General features: G+C 62.5%; 17 protein-coding genes. 7 read left to right on the top strand and 10 right to left on the bottom strand.

Features of this window, described 5'->3' with window-relative positions:
* Nucleotides 1-82: 82 nt before the first annotated feature.
* Entirely contained in the window at nt 83-1,078 is a 996-nt protein-coding gene (locus SFY93_RS20765; RefSeq protein WP_320444433.1) for a Bug family tripartite tricarboxylate transporter substrate binding protein, read from the bottom strand.
* 150 nt (nt 1,079-1,228) lie between these two features.
* Here SFY93_RS20765 and SFY93_RS20760 point away from each other — a divergent pair, with 150 nt between their 5' ends.
* The 6 genes from SFY93_RS20760 to der all read left to right on the top strand — a co-directional run bounded on the left by SFY93_RS20760 (nt 1,229) and on the right by der (nt 5,902).
* Nucleotides 1,229-1,813 (top strand): NnrU family protein, encoded by a 585-nt coding sequence (locus SFY93_RS20760; protein ID WP_320444432.1) that lies wholly within the window; start codon nt 1,229-1,231, stop codon nt 1,811-1,813.
* 4 nt (nt 1,814-1,817) lie between these two features.
* Nucleotides 1,818-2,666: a 3-methyl-2-oxobutanoate hydroxymethyltransferase gene (gene panB, locus SFY93_RS20755; protein WP_184517493.1), complete on the top strand. Its 849-nt coding sequence runs from the start codon at nt 1,818-1,820 to the stop codon at nt 2,664-2,666.
* Between the two features lie 84 nt (nt 2,667-2,750).
* Nucleotides 2,751-3,014, top strand: coding sequence for a hypothetical protein (locus SFY93_RS20750; protein WP_320444431.1), 264 nt, complete (start codon nt 2,751-2,753; stop codon nt 3,012-3,014).
* A 171-nt stretch (nt 3,015-3,185) separates the two neighbouring features.
* Nucleotides 3,186-3,839 carry a tetratricopeptide repeat protein gene (locus tag SFY93_RS20745; RefSeq protein WP_320444430.1) on the top strand — a complete coding sequence of 218 codons (654 nt, stop codon included), beginning with the start codon at nt 3,186-3,188 and terminating at the stop codon, nt 3,837-3,839.
* Between the two features lie 72 nt (nt 3,840-3,911).
* Nucleotides 3,912-4,463: a hypothetical protein gene (locus tag SFY93_RS20740; protein ID WP_320444429.1), complete on the top strand. Its 552-nt coding sequence runs from the start codon at nt 3,912-3,914 to the stop codon at nt 4,461-4,463.
* A gap of 53 nt (nt 4,464-4,516) precedes the next feature.
* Nucleotides 4,517-5,902 carry a ribosome biogenesis GTPase Der gene (der, locus tag SFY93_RS20735; RefSeq protein ID WP_320444428.1) on the top strand — a complete coding sequence of 462 codons (1,386 nt, stop codon included), beginning with the start codon at nt 4,517-4,519 and terminating at the stop codon, nt 5,900-5,902.
* A 60-nt stretch (nt 5,903-5,962) separates the two neighbouring features.
* Here the strand turns inward: der and mddA are convergent, their stop codons facing one another.
* Nucleotides 5,963-6,745 (bottom strand): methanethiol S-methyltransferase, encoded by a 783-nt coding sequence (gene mddA, locus SFY93_RS20730; protein ID WP_320444427.1) that lies wholly within the window; start codon nt 6,743-6,745, stop codon nt 5,963-5,965.
* Between the two features lie 48 nt (nt 6,746-6,793).
* On the bottom strand, nt 6,794-7,429 hold the full coding sequence (locus SFY93_RS20725) for a hypothetical protein (protein WP_320444426.1): 636 nt from the start codon (nt 7,427-7,429) through the stop codon (nt 6,794-6,796).
* Nucleotides 7,430-7,513: 84 nt separating this feature from the next.
* On the opposite strand from SFY93_RS20725, the gene SFY93_RS20720 reads away from it, so the two are divergent.
* Nucleotides 7,514-8,554, top strand: coding sequence for an AraC family transcriptional regulator (locus SFY93_RS20720; protein WP_320444425.1), 1,041 nt, complete (start codon nt 7,514-7,516; stop codon nt 8,552-8,554).
* 16 nt (nt 8,555-8,570) lie between these two features.
* Here the strand turns inward: SFY93_RS20720 and SFY93_RS20715 are convergent, their stop codons facing one another.
* The 7 genes from SFY93_RS20715 to SFY93_RS20685 all read right to left on the bottom strand — a co-directional run bounded on the left by SFY93_RS20715 (nt 8,571) and on the right by SFY93_RS20685 (nt 17,910).
* Nucleotides 8,571-9,881: an HlyD family type I secretion periplasmic adaptor subunit gene (locus SFY93_RS20715; protein WP_320444424.1), complete on the bottom strand. Its 1,311-nt coding sequence runs from the start codon at nt 9,879-9,881 to the stop codon at nt 8,571-8,573.
* Entirely contained in the window at nt 9,871-11,718 is a 1,848-nt protein-coding gene (locus tag SFY93_RS20710) for a type I secretion system permease/ATPase (protein ID WP_320444423.1), read from the bottom strand. The genes SFY93_RS20715 and SFY93_RS20710 overlap by 11 nt, the downstream gene beginning before the upstream one ends.
* An 11-nt stretch (nt 11,719-11,729) precedes the next feature.
* Nucleotides 11,730-12,485, bottom strand: a complete 756-nt coding sequence (locus SFY93_RS20705) for a calcium-binding protein (RefSeq protein WP_320444422.1) — start codon at nt 12,483-12,485, stop codon at nt 11,730-11,732.
* A gap of 147 nt (nt 12,486-12,632) precedes the next feature.
* Nucleotides 12,633-13,448 (bottom strand): hypothetical protein, encoded by an 816-nt coding sequence (locus SFY93_RS20700; RefSeq protein WP_320444421.1) that lies wholly within the window; start codon nt 13,446-13,448, stop codon nt 12,633-12,635.
* Nucleotides 13,449-13,522: 74 nt separating this feature from the next.
* A complete protein-coding gene (locus SFY93_RS20695; RefSeq protein ID WP_320444420.1) occupies nt 13,523-16,102 on the bottom strand; it encodes a TonB-dependent receptor in 2,580 nt (859 codons plus the stop codon).
* A gap of 220 nt (nt 16,103-16,322) precedes the next feature.
* Nucleotides 16,323-17,417, bottom strand: a complete 1,095-nt coding sequence (locus SFY93_RS20690) for a FecR family protein (RefSeq protein WP_320444419.1) — start codon at nt 17,415-17,417, stop codon at nt 16,323-16,325.
* On the bottom strand, nt 17,380-17,910 hold the full coding sequence (locus SFY93_RS20685) for an RNA polymerase sigma factor (RefSeq protein WP_175366163.1): 531 nt from the start codon (nt 17,908-17,910) through the stop codon (nt 17,380-17,382). The genes SFY93_RS20690 and SFY93_RS20685 overlap by 38 nt, the downstream gene beginning before the upstream one ends.
* Between the last annotated feature and the right edge of the window lie 174 nt (nt 17,911-18,084).

Here is an 18,084-nt window from a genome sequence, read left to right as displayed (position 1 = left end):
GGTTACTCGGTCTCCCGCCTGCCACCGCTCCGCATAGCTTAGCAGAAACGGCGGGAGGCAAGTTACAAGGTTAGGAAGTCCCTCAATCGATCCTGATCTTCGCCGCTTTGATCACCTCGGCCCACAGCGCTTTCTCATCGGCCATGCGCTTGCGGAGCTGATCGGGCGTGGTCGGCGAGGGCGTGATGAGCTGCAGCTTCAGCTTCTCGATCACGGCAGGCTCGGCGAGCGTCTGCGTCACTTCGGCATTGATCGTCGCCACCACATCCTTCGATAGCCCGCCCGGGCCGACCAGCGCGTTCCAGGCGTCGGACTGCACGTCGATGCCGCTCTCGGTGAGTGTCGGCACATCCGGCAGGAACGGCGAGCGCTTCGCGGTGGTGACGGCGAGGATCTTCACGGCGCCGGTGGCGAGCTGCGGCGTGACGCCGATGGCGGGCAGACACGCGACCTGCACATCGCCGCGGATCAGCGCGGTGGTCGCCGCGGGGGACGACGGGTAGGGGATGTGCACCATATTGGCGCCGGCCTTTTGCGCGATCGCTTCCATGCAGAGCTGCGACAGTGTGCCGACGCCGATCGAGCCGTAGCCGAGGCCCTTCGGATCGGCTTTGGCCTTGGCGAGGAATTCCGCGACGGTGTTGACGCCGAGGCTGGTCGGCACCGCGAGCACGCTCGGGAGCTGCGTCAGCAAAGTGATCGGTGCGATGTCGGTGTCGGGATTGTAGGGCAGCTTCGCAAACAGCAGCGTGTTGATGGCGAGGGGGCCGCCGAGCGAGATGCCGATGGTCGAACCATCCGGCGTGGATTTGGCGATGGCGTCGGTGCCGATATTGCCGGAGGCGCCGGGCTTATTCTCCACGACGAAATTGGTGCCGGGATGCCGCGTCTGCAGACTGTCGGCGAGCACGCGACCGACGATGTCTGGGCTCGCACCGGCGCCGAACGGCACGATGATGCGCACCAACTTGGGCGGCCAGACGGGTGTCTGCGCGTGCGCTGCGAAGGGCAACGTCGCGAACAACAGCGCTGCGAGCGCAAGGCGAAAGCGGGCAGATGTCGTGTCGTTTCGCAGCATTGCGTGCGTCCCCTGAAAAGTGATACCCGGAAACCGTCTGACCGGCGCCAAAGGCGGCTAAAATCCGCTGGCCGGGCGGGACCATAGTGGGAATTTCAGGGCGGGCAACCCATCCGGCACGCAACCGCCCGGGCGAGAGGACTGAACATCATGGGACTGAGTGTGATGATCCTCGGCCTCGTGCTGTTTCTCGGCATTCACCTGTTCATCATCAGGCGCGAGGCGCGCGCGGAGCTGATCGCGCGTCTGGGCGAGAGCGTCTACAAGCTCGGCTTTGCACTGATCTCCGCCATCGGCCTCGCGCTGATCATCTGGGGCTTCGCGCAATATCGCGCGACCGGCTGGATCAATGTCTGGACGCCGCCGTTGGCGATGAAGCACATCACCGTCGCCCTGATGCTGCCGGCGGTGATCATGGTCACCGCGTCCTATATCCGCGGCCGCATCTACACCACGCTGAAACATCCGATGCTTGCCGGCATCAAATTGTGGGCCGCGGCGCATCTGCTCGCCAATGGCGATCTCGGCTCGATCATCCTGTTCGGATCGTTCCTGGCCTGGGCGGTGATCGATCGTATCTCGATGAAACATCGCACTGACGCCGGCGGTCCGCCGATCCCGGTCGGCGGTCCGATGAATGACGCGATTGCGGTCGCGGTCGGCATCGTCGCCTATATCGCTTTGGGTTTCGCTTTCCATCCGGTGGTGATCGGCGTTCCCGTGTTCGGAGCTTAAGTTCATGTCAGTTCAGTCAGCCATCAGGCGCAAGACCGCACCGGATATTCTCGCGCGCAAGAACGGCGAGCCGATCGTGATGCTCACCTCGTATCATGCGCATACGGCCTCACTGGTCGATCGCTATTGCGACGTGATCCTGGTCGGCGACTCGCTCGGCAATGTCATGCACGGCTTCGAGACCACAATCCCGGTGACGCTGGAGATGATGATCCTGCAGGGCCACGCGGTGATGCGCGGCTCGAAGCAGTCGCTGGTCGTCGTCGACATGCCGTTCGGCTCCTATGAAGCGTCGAAAGAGCAGGCGTTTCATTCTGCCGCGCGCATTCTGAAAGAGACCCATTGCGGCGCCGTGAAGCTGGAAGGCGGCGCGCGCATGGCCGAGACCATCGCGTTCCTCACCGAGCGCAGCATTCCGGTGATGGCGCATATTGGTCTGACGCCGCAGTCGATCGCGGCGCTCGGTTCGTTCCGCTCGCAGGGCAAGGAAGAGGCCGAAGCGATTGCGCGCGGTGAGAACGTGCCGGGGCCAATTCAGAACGATGCGATTGCTGTCGCGCAGGCCGGTGCGTTCTCGGTGGTGATCGAAGCGGTGGCTGAACCGCTCGCGCGAAAGATCACCGAGACGATTCCGATCCCGACCATCGGCATCGGCGCGAGTCCGGCTTGTGACGGTCAGGTATTGGTGCTCGAAGACATGCTCGGCCTGTCGGCGCGGGTGCCGAAATTCGTCAAACGCTATGGCAATCTTGGACCGATGATCGAGGCCGCCATCGAGGGCTATGCCACCGATGTGCGTTCGCGCGCGTTTCCGGGGCCGGAACATGTCTATGGCGGCAAGCCGAAGGGCTGACGCAGGTTTGACGCAAGACGGACGCAAGATTTCCGCAGGAATTTTGCGGCCCGGTCGGGGTTGAAATGCAGGGGCAATGCAAGGATGTTGATGATGAAGGTTTTGAAGTTCCTGAGCTTTGTCGTCGTTTTGGCGTTGCTTCCCGCGGTTTCGCACGCGGAGCCAGCCAAAAAGGAGCGGAAGCCCCATTATCGTGTCGAGGAGCCGCGCCCGGTCGCAAACCCGCTTAACGACACCCGCGGCAATGCGGCGCTGGGCGGCAACAATGCCAATTCGGCCTTCGGCGATAACAGCGCCGGGTCCAATGCCAATGGCCGCACCAGCGGCGGTGCCGGCGGCATGAACTGACGCGCCCAAAGGCATCGGTTCGAAATTAAGCATTTCGGGATAACGCTTTGATCGCGCTGGCTTTGCCTTGCCAGCGCCATAACGCTAGGGTATCGCCGCCGCCATGCCGGGGCGTATATGCCCGGCGCCGCTCGGGGTGAGCGCGGCCCATCGGGGACAGGATACCTTTAAGTGTCTGAATTATTTAATGAAGTCGACGAAGACCTGCGTCGCGAGCAGCTCAAGAAGATCTGGGAGAAGTATTCGCTCCTGATCATCGCAGTCGCGATTCTGATCGTGGTCGGCGTCGGCGGCTGGCGTGGCTACAGTTATCTCGAGGCCAAGAAGGCCGCCGTGGCCGGTGCGGCGTTCGACCGTGCGGTCGAGCTGGCCGAGCAGAACAAGCATGCCGAGGCGGAAGCCGCCTTCACCAAGCTCGCGGCCGAGGCGCCGTCCGGCTACCGCACGCTGGCGCGTCTGCGCGCCGCTGCCGAGGCTGCTTCGCGCGACCCGCAGGCTGCCGTGAAGCTCTATGACGACATCATCGCCGACCGCACCGTTCCAGCACCCGAGCAGGATCTCGCGCGTATCCGCGCCGGCAGCCTGCTGCTGGAGACCACGCCTTATGAGGTGATGCAGACCCGCCTGGAGCCGGCGACGACCAATACCAGCACCTATCGTCATTCGGCGCGTGAACTGCTGGCGCTGTCGGCATGGAAGGCCAACAACGCCGTGGCGACGCGGCAGTGGCTGGACATGATGTCCAACGATGCGGAGACGCCGGCGAGCCTGCGCACCCGTGCCGAAGCACTGCAGGCGCTGCTGCCGCCCGCGGCGAAAAGCTGAGCAAGACAAGAGCCGAATTAAAGCTGACCTGAAGCCGATCGTTCAGATCACGAGTTGAGTGAGAAGTCGTCCATGCGCCCGATGCAACGCCTCGTTTCCGCCGCCGTCCTGATCGCGCTGTCCAGCGCGCTCGCAGGCTGCGGCAGCATGACCGGCTGGGACCCGTCCGACATGCTCGACTTCCTCGACACCAAGAAGAAGCTGCCCGGCGACCGCAAGCCGGTGTTTCCCGACGGCGTCCCCGGTCTTGAGCAGGGCGTGCCGCGCGATCTCTACAAGGAGAATGTTGAGCGCCAGCGCGCGCAGGAGGCTGCGCCCGTCGCAGCCGCCCCACTGCAGCCGCCGCCGGGCGCGCCAGAGCCGAAGGGCCGCAAGGCGAAGAGCCGTGGCTCTGTTCAGGTCGGCACCGTCCGTCAGGACGGCGCAGCGCCCGCCGATCCCGATGCCGCACCGGGCGAGGAAGGCAGCACGGCTGCCGCACCGCCTCCGCCGCAAGGCAAGAAGGTCGCCCGCCGCCGCAGCACCACCGCGCCGCCGCCGGATGAGCCGGCAGCAGCCGCGCCGGCCCAGCAGGCCACCACACCATTCCCGGCACCAGTGCCGTCGGGCAGTTTCTCGCGCTGAGTTCGCGCGCCCTCTCATTGACAGGCTGTCCGTAAAGGGCGCACGGATCACCCATGTCTTATACCATTGCCATCATCGGCCGACCCAATGTCGGCAAGTCCACGCTGTTCAACCGTCTGGTCGGGCAGAAGCTTGCGCTGGTCGATGACACTCCCGGTGTCACCCGCGACCGCCGCGAGGGCGAGGGCAAGCTTGGCGATCTCGAATTCACGCTGGTCGACACCGCCGGTCTCGATGAAGGCCCGAAGGGCTCGCTGACCGCGCGCATGCAGGAACAGACCGAGACGGCGATCGCGCTGGCAGACGCGCTGTTCTTCGTCATCGATGCGCGCATGGGCTTGACGCCGAACGACCGCGCCTTTGCGGATTTTGCGCGCCGCGCCAACAAGCCGGTGCTGCTGCTCGCCAACAAGAGCGAGGGCAAGCACGGCGAAGTCGGCGCGATGGAATCCTATGCGCTGGGCCTCGGTGATCCCATCCAGGTCTCCGCCGAACACGGTGAGGGCTTGGGCGAGCTCTATGACGCGCTGCGCGTGCTGATGCCGGAGCCGGTCGAAGAGCCGGAAGAATTCGACGACGACGACGTCATCATTCCCGAAGAAGAGATCGAGACGCGGCCGATCCGCGTCGCCATCGTCGGCCGCCCCAATGCCGGCAAGTCGACGACCATCAACTATCTGCTCGGTGAAGAGCGCCTGCTGACCTCGCCGGAGGCCGGCACCACGCGCGATTCTATTTCGGTCGAGCTCAACTACAAGGGCCGCGATTTCCGCATCTTCGATACTGCCGGCCTGCGCCGTCGGTCGCGCATCGAGGAGAAGCTGGAAAAGCTGTCCGTCGCCGACACGCTGCGTGCCGTGCGCTTCGCCGAAGTCGTCGTGCTGATGATGGACTCGCAGAACAAGTTCGAGGAACAGGATCTACGCATCGCCGACCTGGTCGAGCGTGAGGGACGCGCGCTGGTGCTTGCGGTCAACAAATGGGATCTGGTTGAGAAGCAGGGCGGCCAGATTGGCGCGCTGCGCACCGATGCTGATCACTTGTTGCCGCAGATCAGGGGGGTGCCGGTCGTTGCGATCTCCGGCCTGATGGGCGAGGGCGTGGAACGGCTGATGAAGGCGATAGAGGATTCCTACGCGGTCTGGAATCGCCGCATTCCCACCGCCGGCCTCAATCGCTGGTTCGAGGATGCAATCGACAAGAATCCGCCGCCGTCGGTATCGGGTCGTCGGCTGAAACTAAACTACGTCACCCAGAACAAGGCACGGCCGCCAAGCTTCGTGGTGTTCTGCTCGCGCGCCGATGCGGTGCCGACGAGCTATCTGCGCTATCTCACCAATACGCTGCGCGAAGCCTTCGACCTGCCGGGCACGCCGATCCGCATCACATTGCGCGAGAAGGCCAACCCGTTCGCGCATAAGCGCAAGCGGCCGAACTGATCAGCCAGAAAAAAAACGCCGGACCGCGGTGCACGCGATCCGGCGTTTTTATTTTGTGTCCTATCGTTCGCCGCTGAGCCCGAACGGATTGGCGTGCCTCTGCGTCGGCGGACGCTCTGATTTGCGCCATGGCAGGATCATCGACACCCGATCGCGGTAGCGCCGATAGTCGTCGCCGAACAGCTCGACCAGATCGCGTTCTTCCAGAAAGATGCCGACGAAGATGTAGGCGGTGGTGACCGCCGCAAAGAGCAGATGCCCCACCGTCATCATCGGTGTCGCCCAGAAGGCGATGATGAAGCCGAGATAGATCGGGTGTCGCACAAGCTTGTAGTAAAGCGGCGTGCGAAACACCGGCGCAGATGGCTTCTGGTCAGACAGATTCTGCACCACCTGCTGCACGCCGAACAACTCGAAATGGTTGATCAGGAACGTGCTGGTGAAGACGATGATCCATCCGAACAGGGAAAGCCCTGTCATGGCCATGACCAGTTGTGGATTGCTGATCTGCCAGACGATCGCCGGTATCGGGCGCCACTGCCAGAATAGTAGCAACAAGCTCAGGCTCGCGAACAGCACATAGGTACTGCGCTCGACCGAAGCCGGGACATATTGCGTCCACCACTGCTTGAACGACTTCCGCGCCATGACGCTGTGCTGGATTGCAAACAGCGACATCAGAGCGAGATTGACGAGGACGGCCTCCAGCCACGGGACCTGCGTTCCCGCGTTGATGTCTTTCGGTACCATCATTCCGTCGACGAAACCGATGGCGTAAAGGATCGTGATGAAGAAGATCGCGTAGGACGCGAGCCCGTAGATGAGTGCAATGAGGCGGGTCATGGAACTATCCTTTGCTGGTTGTCTTGTCGATTTGAACCAAGCGTTTCCTTAGCCGGCCCGTCCGGGAGGACCCGCGCGCGCTTCGGGTTGCCTGCTGCGCGGCTGGCTGGGGAGGAGAGATGCCTCGGCCACGCGCTCGCTCGGCCGCATGATCGGCGATAGACGAATGAGATTCGGGCGCAGCTGACAGCGCGCGGGCTGATCACGGCGGATTTGTGCCGCATCGTGATTGGGCAGGCTGCCGGAGCAGGCACTCAGGGCACCGACGGCGACGAGCACGCCAGCCGTCAGGATTTGCATGCGGAAGCTCACCATTTGTCGGATCTCATGCATGATGGTTCCCCGGTGAAGCGTATCGGTCTGCGCGCGATGGTTGTCGAAAGCGATCGATTCATCTGGCGGAAGATGAATCGGGTCCGGTTGGGCCAGCGACACCTGAATCGACTCAAGAGTGGTATCGGTATCTCGCAGACCGCGCTGCGCATGCTTGCGGCTGAAGAAGCGGTGCGGGTCGGTTCGAAGCGGACTCTCGAGGAACTCGGCCACCGCGGTGCGTGATAATCCTGCGTTGGATAGCGATCTGTCGTCGATGCGGATCAGCCGCGCAATGGCGCGCCGCATCAACATTGCTGCAATCAAGCGGAAGCTACGATCGGCGGCCTTGGACAGCCGTTTCTTGATCATCATCGTCTCCATCGGATACAATGCGACGCCACATGCCGCGCATGGTTGGGGCAGCGGACGATGGTCGGAGGTTCAGGACCTCGCATGATCGAGACACCGCCATCATTTGCAGCGACGCCGGATATTGATCGCGGCGGGGATTTGCTTGCAGATATGCTGCGGTCGATACGGCTCAGCGGATCGGTATTTCTGAACGCCAGCCTGACTGAGCCCTTCGGCCTCATTAGCCCGAAACATTTCGACGAACGCACCCCGATGGCGCATTTGCGCCATGTCAGCATTTTTCATTTGATCGCGGCGGGCGAATGCACCGTTGAACTCGCCAGTGGCGAGCGAGGCACCATTGCCGCGGGTGACATTCTGCTGATGCCGTTCGCCGACACGCACAGGTTCTACAGCGGCGACGGCGCGGAGTTGTGTTCCGCGATGGAACTGGTGCGGGCCGGTCCACTATCCGGCATGTGGACGATCGAGCATGGCGGCGGAGGGCGGGAGACCCGCATGGTCTGCGGCTTCATCGAATCGTCGGAGTTGCTGCATTCTCCGGTCTTTCGGACCCTGCCGCCGATGCTCATCGATCGCGCCGGCGACGACAAGGTGAGCGCGATTCTCGCCACGACGGTGCGCGAAATTCTCTCACTGACCGAAGACGCTACGCCCGGCAGTGAGATCATGCTCGGCCGGCTGATGGAGCTGCTGTTCGTCGAGGTGCTGCGTCGCTACGCTGCGGGATTGCCGCCAAGCGCCCATGGCTGGTTCGCGGCACTGAACGATCCCGTGCTCGGACGTGCGATGTGGCATGTCCATGGCAACCCGGGCCATCGCTGGACGGTTGACGATCTGGCCCGCGAATGTGGCACGTCGCGCACGGTGCTCGCCGAGCGCTTCAACGAGGTGTTGGGCCAGGCTCCGATCGAATATGTCACCAGCTGGCGGATGCAGTTGGCAGCGGAGCGCATGCGAACGGGCGCCGACAGCCTTGCCGTCATCGCCAGCGATGTCGGCTACGATTCCGAGGCGGCCTTCAATCGCGCCTTCAAGCGCGTGACCGGCATAGCACCGGGGCGCTGGCGTGACGGCGCGAAGTCGGCGAAGCCGTATCCCAGCCCCATGCGCAGGGGCTGAACTCGACTTCAACCGGCTACTCCTCGCGAAATGATCGCGCGATCTGGTCGCCGATGGGCTTGACCAGAAAAGACAGGACCGTGCGCTCGCCGGTCTGAATGAAGGCTTCCGCGGGCATTCCTGGAACGAGGGCGAGCTTGCCAAGGCGCGCCAGTTGCTGCGGCGGGATGGTGATGCGGACGATGTAATGGGAAAGCCCGGACTTCTGATCCAGCGTCAGGTCGGCGGCAATGCGGCTGACGCTGCCATTCAGTTCGGGCGTGGTGCGCTGGTTGAAGGCCGACATGCGCAGCACGGCCGGCTGGCCGAGCCGTATCTGGTCGATGTCCTGCGGGTTGATCTGCACTTCGAGCGCCAGCCTGTCGCTGTCGGGCACGATCAGCATGACCGTGTCGGCTGGCGAAATCACGCCGCCAACGGTATGCACCGCGAGCTCGTGGACCAGTCCGCTTTGCGGAGCGATAATATCGATCCGCTTGAGTTGATCTTCTGCAGTCACCTTCCGTTCGACATATTCCGCCGTCTGGCCCTCGATGTCGCGCAGGCTGCTGGCGACCTCGCTGCGGAGATCCTGGTCGACCTGAATCATCTGCAACTGTGTTTCGGAAATCTTGCCCCCCGATTGCGCCTGGGCTTCGACGAGCCGGCCACGTTCGCCGTCGAGATTTGCCGCCTCGCGTTCCAGCGCCATCATGCGCTGAATGGGCACGAGGCCCTTCTCCCAGAGTTCGCGCACGCCTGTCAGTTCGCGTTGGATCAGACCGATGCCGCGAATTTTCGCTTCCTCCTGAGCCACCAGGCCGCGCACTTCCTTGCCGTATTGAAGGGCGCGTTCGCGAAGCTGCGCTTTTTGACCGAGGCGGGCGTCGCGGCGCAGTTCGAACAGTCTGCTTTCGCCTGCCATGAGCTGGGCGACCTCCGGATCGGCGGCGCGCGATCTGATTTCATCGGGGAAGGCGATGACGCCGGCCTCATCGCGCTCGGCGCGGAGTCGCGCCCGTCGCACCGCGAATTCGTCGAGCCGCTTGGTGACGATGGCGAGATTGGCGCGCGTTTGCGTCGCGTCGAGGCGCATCACCATGTCGCCTGCGGTGACGCGTTGTCCTTCGCGGACCAGAATTTCGCCGACCACGCCGCCGGTCGGGTGCTGGACTTTCTTGACGTTGGTATCCACGACGAAGTGCCCTGCGGCGACGACCGCACCGGCCAGATTGGTCGCCGCGGCCCATCCGCCGATGCCGCCCACCAGCACAACACCCGCCAGCGTGGCGATGCCGAGGTGGCGCAGGATCGAGTGGGAGACCGCCGAGACATTGCTATCGGGCATCGCGATCTTCCATATCGTCGTGAGGATGTGTGCTCATTCCCGACTTGTCGGCGGGATTGGCGATCACCCGCAGCGGCGCCAGAGACCGCGCGGTGGCCGCATGGCCGGTCGTCGTGCCGCTGCCGTGTGCTGCGGGGGCGGGAGCCTTCAGCGCTTTGCTGAGGACGTCCGCGCGGGGACCGAATGCCTTGGCGCGACCGCCTTCCATCACCAGGACGAGGTCGACGGCGCCGATCGCACTCGGACGATGTGCGATGACGATGGCAATGCCCTTGCGCTCGCGGATGGCGGCGATGGCGCGGATGACCGCCGCTTCGCCTTCCACGTCCAGATTGGCATTGGGCTCGTCGAGCACGATCAGGAACGGATCGCCATAAAGCGCGCGTGCCAGCCCGATGCGCTGGCGCTGGCCGGCGGACAGGGCGGAGCCGGCTTCGCCAATCCGTGTCTGGTAACCATGTTCTAGGCGCAGGATGAGATCGTGCACACCGGCAGCTTTGGTCGCGGCGACGATGGTCTCGGAGTCCGGGTCGTCTTCGAAGCGGGAGATATTCTCGGCAATGGTGCCGTCGAACAGTTCGACGCCCTGCGGCAGATAACCGATATCGCGACCGAGCATCTCGCGGTTCCACTGGTCGAAGCTGGCGCCGTCGATGCGCACTTTGCCGCTGGCCGGTCGCCATGCGCCGACCAGTGCGCGTGCCAGCGTGGACTTGCCGCTGCCACTATGGCCGATGATGCCAAGAGCGCTTCCGGCGGAGACGGTAAAGCTCAGCCCCGTGACGCTCGGCCGTTTCTCTCCGGGCGGCGCGATGGTCATCGCTTCGACGCGCAGATCGATATGGGCACGCGGCAGTGCCATCGTCTTGGTGGCTTCCGGCATGCGCGTCAGCAATTCATCGAGCCGTGTCCAGCTCTGCCGTGCCATCAGGAACGGCTTCCATGTCGAGATGGCCAGATCCACGGGCGCAAGCGCCCGGCCCATCATGATCGAACTCGCCACCATCACGCCGGCGCTGGCTTCCTGCCTGATCACGAGATAGGCGCCGACACCGAGCATGGTCGACTGCAGCAGCGCGCGCAGCGCGCGGGCTACGCCACCGAGGCCTCCCGCCACATCGCCAGCTCGTCGATTGGCCGCCAGATAATCCGAATTGGTACGATGCCAGCGCGCGGCCATCCGGCCGCCGAGGCCCATCGCGCGCACCACTTCGGCGTTGCGACGGCTGGCTTCCATCAGGGCGTTGCGAAACATGCCGTGTTGCACTGTCTCGCGTGCGGGCCCCCTGGAGCGGGTATTGGTGAGAAGGGTGAGGGATACGAGGATGACCGCACCCGCGAGGGCCGTGATGCCGATCCAGACATGAAACACGAAACAGATGGCGAGGTAGAACGGCATCCATGGCAGGTCGAAGAAGGCGGTGGGACCGGGGCCGGACAGGAAGCCGCGCACATTGTCGAGATCGCGCAAGGGCTGCAGGCCATCGCCGGGCAAAGGCATCTCAAGCGGCAGACCGACAACGGCATCATGCACGCGGCCGGACAACTGATGATCAAAGCGCTCGCCGATGCGCAGCAGAATGCGCGATCGAATGATGTCGAAAAGGGACTGAAAAGCGTAGAGCGTGGCCGCCAGCACACCGAGGCCGATCAGCGTCGAAACGCTGCGGCTGGCCAGCACGCGGTCATAGACCTGCAGCATGAACAGCGGCGCGGTCAGCGCGAGCACATTCACGATGCCGCTGATCACGGCGATCCCCGCGATGGCGGGCTTGAGTGGCGAGATGGCCGCCGCAGCCAATGGCTGCGGCGGAATACGCTGCGGAGCTTTCACCACGACAGCTCTGCTCAGACGGTGAAGTGGCCGTCCAGGATCAGACCAAGCATGTCTGTCCCGACATAGCCATCGAGCTGGATCGAGTTGGCACCATCGGTGATGGTGAGCACGCTGCTATTGTCCCACCAGTTGCTGTGGTTGAAGAACAGGTCGACATAGTTCGAGATGTTGGTCACGCCCTGCAGGTCGAGGACGTCGAAATCGCCGGTGGCCGCGTGAAAATCCAGCACGACGTCATTGGCCCACCCGTCGGCAAAAACGAGCGTATCGTTGCCAAGACCGCCAGTGAAGCTGTCATTGCCACCGAAGCTCAGCATGACATCGTTGCCGGCCGTGCCGGTCTGGATGGTGCCCTGTTCGGCAAAGTAGCCGTAAAGGCCGTTCAGACTGCCATTCTGCGACAAGTCGGTGATCGCGGCGTCGAAGGCCGGCGTCAGCGTTGCGCCGCCGAATCCGATCGACAGGCCGGGATCCTGGACCCACAGATCGGTCGATGAGACATAAGCCAGATTGCTGCCGAGTGTCAGGTTGGTGACCGTGCCGTCGATGACGCCCGGCGTATAGGAGAAGTCATCACCGCTCACGATGATCGACGATTTGTCGTTATCGACACCGCCGACGATGCGTGTGCCAGCATACCATTGGTCCGTGGTGTTCTTCACGGCGTTGAAATTTCCGGTGCCGCGATATTCGAAATTGTCGATCCAGTTGTCCAGATAAGCGGGCAGGTTGCTGCTTGCTTCGCTGTAGGTGATGGTCAGTGCCATTATCGTTCCTCTGAATTTGAGTTGCCGGAAGGTCGTGATCCGGCGGCGCATCGTGATCAGCCTGCGGGTGATCCCGATGCAAGGGGCTGACGCGACATCAGTGTCGCGTCAGCAGGTTGCGTGGCCGCCAGTTCGCAGCGAAGCCTGTTAGACGAAGGCGATATCGCTCCAGTCCAGCGTGCCGCCGCCGTCGAAGTTCACGGTGATGGTGCTGGTCAGCCCGTTCGTCGCGTCGGCATAGGTGATGACATTGCCGGACAGGCTGCCGCCGGCGCTCTGGAATGCCGAGGCATTTGCCCAGCCGAAACCTGTGAACTGAATCTGGTCGGCGTCGTCGAAGAAGTCGGTGATGACGTCGTTGCCCCAGCCCTGGGCTGCTGTTCCTGCGGCCGTATCGTAGTAATTCGCGCTCCAGAGGAATGTATCGACCAGCACGGCTCCATTGCCGGTCAGAACGTCGTCGCCGGCGAAACTGACGAGGACGTCATCGTTTGCCGTACCGGTCTGGTTCGTGCCCTGTTCGGCGAAGTAGTCCGTCAACCCCGCGAACGACTGACCGAAGAACGTCCCACCATCGACCAGCCCGCCATGCGATAGCGAATAGATCGCCTGATTGAAGGTGGTGGTGACGGGCATGTAGCCACTGCTATTGGTGATGATCAGTTCCTGATCTTGCACCCACAGATCCGTGGCCGGCACATATTCAAGATTATGGCCGAGCGTGAGCGATTCCACGTCGCCGTTGAACGTACCGGGCGAATAGCTGTAGTCATGGATGTTCATGATGACGGAAGGCAGGTTATTGTCGGTTCCTTCGGTATCGACGCCGGCCGACCACTGATCCTGGCCGGTGAACGAGGTGGAGAACCAGCCGTTTCCATTGTAGGTGAAGTTGGCGTCGTACGACGTCAGATATGTTGCGAGGTCGCTGCTTGCTGCCGTAAGCTGAAGATTGAGTGCCATTCTCGAAACCCTTCTCTGCTAGTTTTTCCCGCCTTGTAGCGGGTCGCCATCCACGCCAATGGGGCGGGGAATTCCTAGAATTTGTAGTTCAGCGACACCGTCGCGGTGCGGCCCGGCGCGGCGTAGAAATTGGCGCCGACCGCCGGCGCATAAGCGAGGTCGGTGACGTTGTTCACCGCAAAGCGCAGCTTGGTCGCTTCGTCGAAGCTGTAGGATCCGTAGATGTCGTAGACGCGATAACCCGACATCTCGTAGCCGCTGCGCAGCGAGCCGAGGGCAGGGACGGTCTTCGACACGTCGACGATGCGTGTGCCGAGCGTCAGCTTCTCGTCGAACAGCCGGATGCCGGCATCAAGCGTGACGCGCAGCTTCGGCTGTTCGAAGATGACGGCGGCGCCGAGGCCGCTATTGATAGGCATGTTCCTGCCCGACGGGGTCGTGAAGCTGTCGGCGAAGTCGGTGTCTATGCGCGTCACCGTGCCGCCGATATAGAGGAATCGCGCGTCGTAATTGGCCTCGATCTCGACGCCCTTCATGCGGGTGACGCCATTGAGATTGACGTAGGTCTGGTACTGTTTGGCGGCTTCCGTATTCCGGATCTGACCGAAGCTGATGTAATCGGTGATCTCGCGATAGAAGCCGACGCTCTTGAAGCGGACAGTGTCGCGCTCGGTCAGGATGCCGTTGGCGAGGACGTTGAACCCGGCCTCATAGGTGTCGCCGCGTTCCGGACGCAGGAATGGGTTCGGCGCGTAGCCATTGATTTCATTTGCGTCGTGGCCGCCATTCAGGAACGATTCCATGATTGTCGGGGGCCGATAGCTCTTGGAATATTTGGCGAAGGGCTGCAGCCAATCGGTGGGCTGAAAGGCAACCGTGAAGCTCGGTAACCAGGCGCCGCCGGATTTATCGATCTCCACATCATAGCTCGGATAGACAGGGGGACCGTAGATCGGCTCATATTTCGGCAGAATAGTGTCCCAGCAGCCGCGCCGGTTACAGCCGGCCGGCTTACCGGGGTCAGTCATCTTCTGACCGATGACCGGCGGCTTCGGATCGCCATAAATCGTCGCATTGCCAGCGATATGATACCAGTCGTAGCGGACACCGCCGATCAGGGTCACCCATTCCGTTGGCTTGAGAGTGGCCGTGCCGAATCCACTGGCGACGTCGCGATCTCCGCTCGGTGTGCCGCCGGTCAGGGTGCTGGAATAGTCGACGCCGTTGGCGTCGGTGAAGCCGCGTTGCAGCTTCGTCTTGCCGGTGTCGCTGAACGCTTCCAGGCCGTAATTGAGCGCCAGCGCGCCGATTCCCGTCTCGAAGCGACTGGTATTCTCGACGCTGCCGCCCAGCGTCGAGAATACGAAGTTCGAAGGCCCGGTCAGCGCAAACGCGCCGTCGGAGACCGTGTCGTTCTTGAGGTGGTTGTAGTAGAGCTTTGCTTTCAGATTGACGATGTCATTGCCCGGATTCCAGTCGAGCGCTGACGTGAATGTGTCGTTGGCGACCTGTTCGCTGGACTTGAGGATGCCCCCGCGTGCGATCGTGTCATCGTAGTTTCCGGTATTGTACCGGGAATCGTTATGCAGCCAGCCGATCGTGATCTTGACGTCTTCGGTCGTCAGTGCCTCGGCCTTGAGGATCGTCGAGAACACCTCCTGGCCGGAGAACAGGAAGACATTGCCGTCATAGGCCGTGGTGCCGCCACCGATCGTGCCGTTCTTGCCGATATCGTAGGCGCCGATGTTCTTGTAGCTGACGCCGCCGAGCACCGAGAAACGCTCCGACACGCGGACGGCTGCGGCCGTCGAACCGTCGAAATTGTACGCATTGGTACCCGTAGTGGCATTCACCACGCCGCCATATTGATTGCCGGGCTTGATCAGGTCGTCGGCGATGAAGGTGCGGAAATTGACAAGGCCGCCGAGCGCGCCGGCGCTTCCAACGCCCGATGTCGTGCTCTTCTCCACGTCGATCTGGCGCAGGAAGGCGGTGTCGACATAGGTCCGCTGCGTCGCACCGTGGCCGCTGCGCTGGAAGTTCTGCCGCGCGCCGTCGATCATGGTGGCGATGCGGTCCTGATCCTGCAGGCCGCGGATATTGACGCTGATGCCGGGGTTCTGCGCCGCCGAGCGATTGGCATAGACGCCGGCCACATTGTCCAGGAGATCGCGCGCGTTGCGCGTCGGACTGCTCTCGATCGCCTCCCGGGAAATCACGCTGACGGCTGCAGGGCGCTGATAGACCCAGTTCGGCGTTCCCTGATAGCCGGAGCCCGTCGTATTATCGCTCCTGGCCGCATCGACGACGATCGTATCGAGCTGGACGCCGTCGCCCGAAGGGACGGGCCCCGCGCGGCTCTGCGACGGATCGATCAGCAGCGCGGCTTTCGGGCCGGTGATGCGATACGTAATTCCCGTGCCGGCCAGGAGCTGTGCGAGCGCCTGTGCCACGGTGTAGGTGCCGTTCAACGGCTGGCTGCGGATGTCTGGCGCGAGCTGGATCGTGTAGAGGATGCGCCATCCGCTGCTGGCGCCGAGATCGGCAATTGCTGCTGCAAGAGGTTTGGCGGAAATGTTGAGCGGGTAAGTCGTAGGGGTGGTCGCTGTTGCTTCGACATTGTTTTGGCCAAAGGCCGGTACTGTCGTGATCAACGGCAATATGCCGATCAGCCCGCTCGCCACATGGCGAGCGACGCCCCGTCTACCCCCGAACCGCATTACGCACGAACTCCGTTGTCTCATTGTTTGCTGTGCGCCGCCCCAGCGCCGCGAAGAGCTTTTGCTCTTCATCCAGTTCAACGAGTCACGAAATCAAACCCACATCAGGTCCGTGGGTGTTGCGGTTTAGAATTCCGGTAAACAGCGGAGGAGTTCAGTAGATGACCGTCACCCAGGGGGTGATCTGGGCGATGTTGCCCTCGACCATGCCAGCAATGGCTGTGAGGCTTTCGTCGACATTCGTGGTCGGAAACGTGCCGGAGACGAGCAGATCGCTGAAGCGACCGCGGATGACGATGCGGCTTGATGTCTGACGCTGCAGCGCTTCGACGACCCGATGCAGCGGAACGCGGTCGAAGACCAGGCGGCCGGATATCCACGCGAGCCTCGCCTCAATATCTCCGGTTTCGACGGTGCCGAGTTTTCCGCCTGACATGCGCATATGCTGGTTTGCCGATAGCTTGACGGTCGTATCGCGGTCCTGGCCGGCGACCGACACCAGTCCGCGTTGAACCGTCACTTCGACACCATCAGCCGCGCGGTCGATATTGAAGGCGGTACCGAGTACGCGGATTTCGCCAGCGCCACTATCAACCGTAAAGGCGGTCTGGTCGGGCTTTACATCGAAAAAGGCCTGGCCACGGCGTAGAACGACCCGGCGTCGACCATCCTTGAAGTCTAGGTCCAGGGCAGTGTCGGCACCGATGTTCAGGCGGGAGCCGTCCGGCAGGTCGCGGGCGACCACCTGACCTCGCGCCGTGACAATATCTGCCTGCCAGTTCTCGACCATCGATGGATTGACGAACCAGATGACGCAGGCTGCAGCGATCGCTGCGGGCAATGCCGGCCACCATCTCATCTGGCGCCGGGCAGCGATGTTGCCGAGACGATGGTCGCGTGCAGCCAGCCGAATGGCAGGCTCCTCAAGCTGCTGCCAGATCGCCGCTGCTTCGCGATACGCAAGTTGATGACGATGATCCTCATTGAGCCATTGCCGAAAGGACGCTTCGTCGGCCTCAGTTGTCGTCCCGTCGCGTCGGATGAGCCAGAGATCAGCGGCGGCGCACTGTGCTTTCGTTGGCCGGTCGCCAGGTTTCATCAGCAATTCCTTCGATCGATCGAAAAGGCGACGCGGGAATGCTCCTGCCGTTAGAAGCGTTCCAGCTACTCCTACCTTTACAACGAGCGACGAGAAAGAACCCACATCCATTTTAGCGGAAATCTTTGCTGGCGAGGTTGAGATGATCATTCACAGCGGCGCGGCAGTGTTGCATGGCGCGTAGCAGATGTTTTTCGACGGCACTCACGGAAATGCCGAACCGCTGTCCGATCTCGGCATTGGATTCGCCATTGACACGTCGGCGAATGAAAATCTCGCGGGTTCGGGTGGGGAGCTGCGCGAGCGCGCGATCCAGTGCAGCGACGGCTTCGCGCGCCTGTAATGCTGCATCTTCCGATGGCTGCCCGGGGCTGAGCTGTTCAGGCAGTACGTCGGCGAGCATATGATGCCGCCGCGATGCCGTCAGGTTATGGTCGATCGCGGCGTTCCGGGCTGCAGCGTAGAGTACGCGCTTGTTGTCTTCATCCGAGCCGTTAGTCCCGGCGGCAAGCACCCGGGCGAAGACATCCTGGACGATCTCCGAAGCCACTTCACGATCACGGACCCGGCGACGCACGAGCGTTTCGAGATGAGCGCGATGTGACGTAAAGAGCCTCGCGATCGTGCTCTTCCAGAGGGTCATGATGTCACGCGTTCGAACAAGACGGGCTTCGATGCGTTGCGGCGATCATTGAGAACGGAGCAATAGCTGACCCATACAAACGATATGTTGTCTGTATGACGAGATCGTCGACCATGTCACCGACGGCGCCAATGTCGCTATCGGAAATCTCGCTCATCACCGGTTCCTGTAGTC

The sequence above is a fragment of the Tardiphaga sp. 42S5 genome, assembly GCF_034044155.1.
In the GTDB taxonomy this organism is placed as follows: domain Bacteria; phylum Pseudomonadota; class Alphaproteobacteria; order Rhizobiales; family Xanthobacteraceae; genus Tardiphaga; species Tardiphaga robiniae.
Note: the sequence above shows the minus strand (reverse complement) of the source record. Positions and strands in the feature narration are given on the sequence as shown.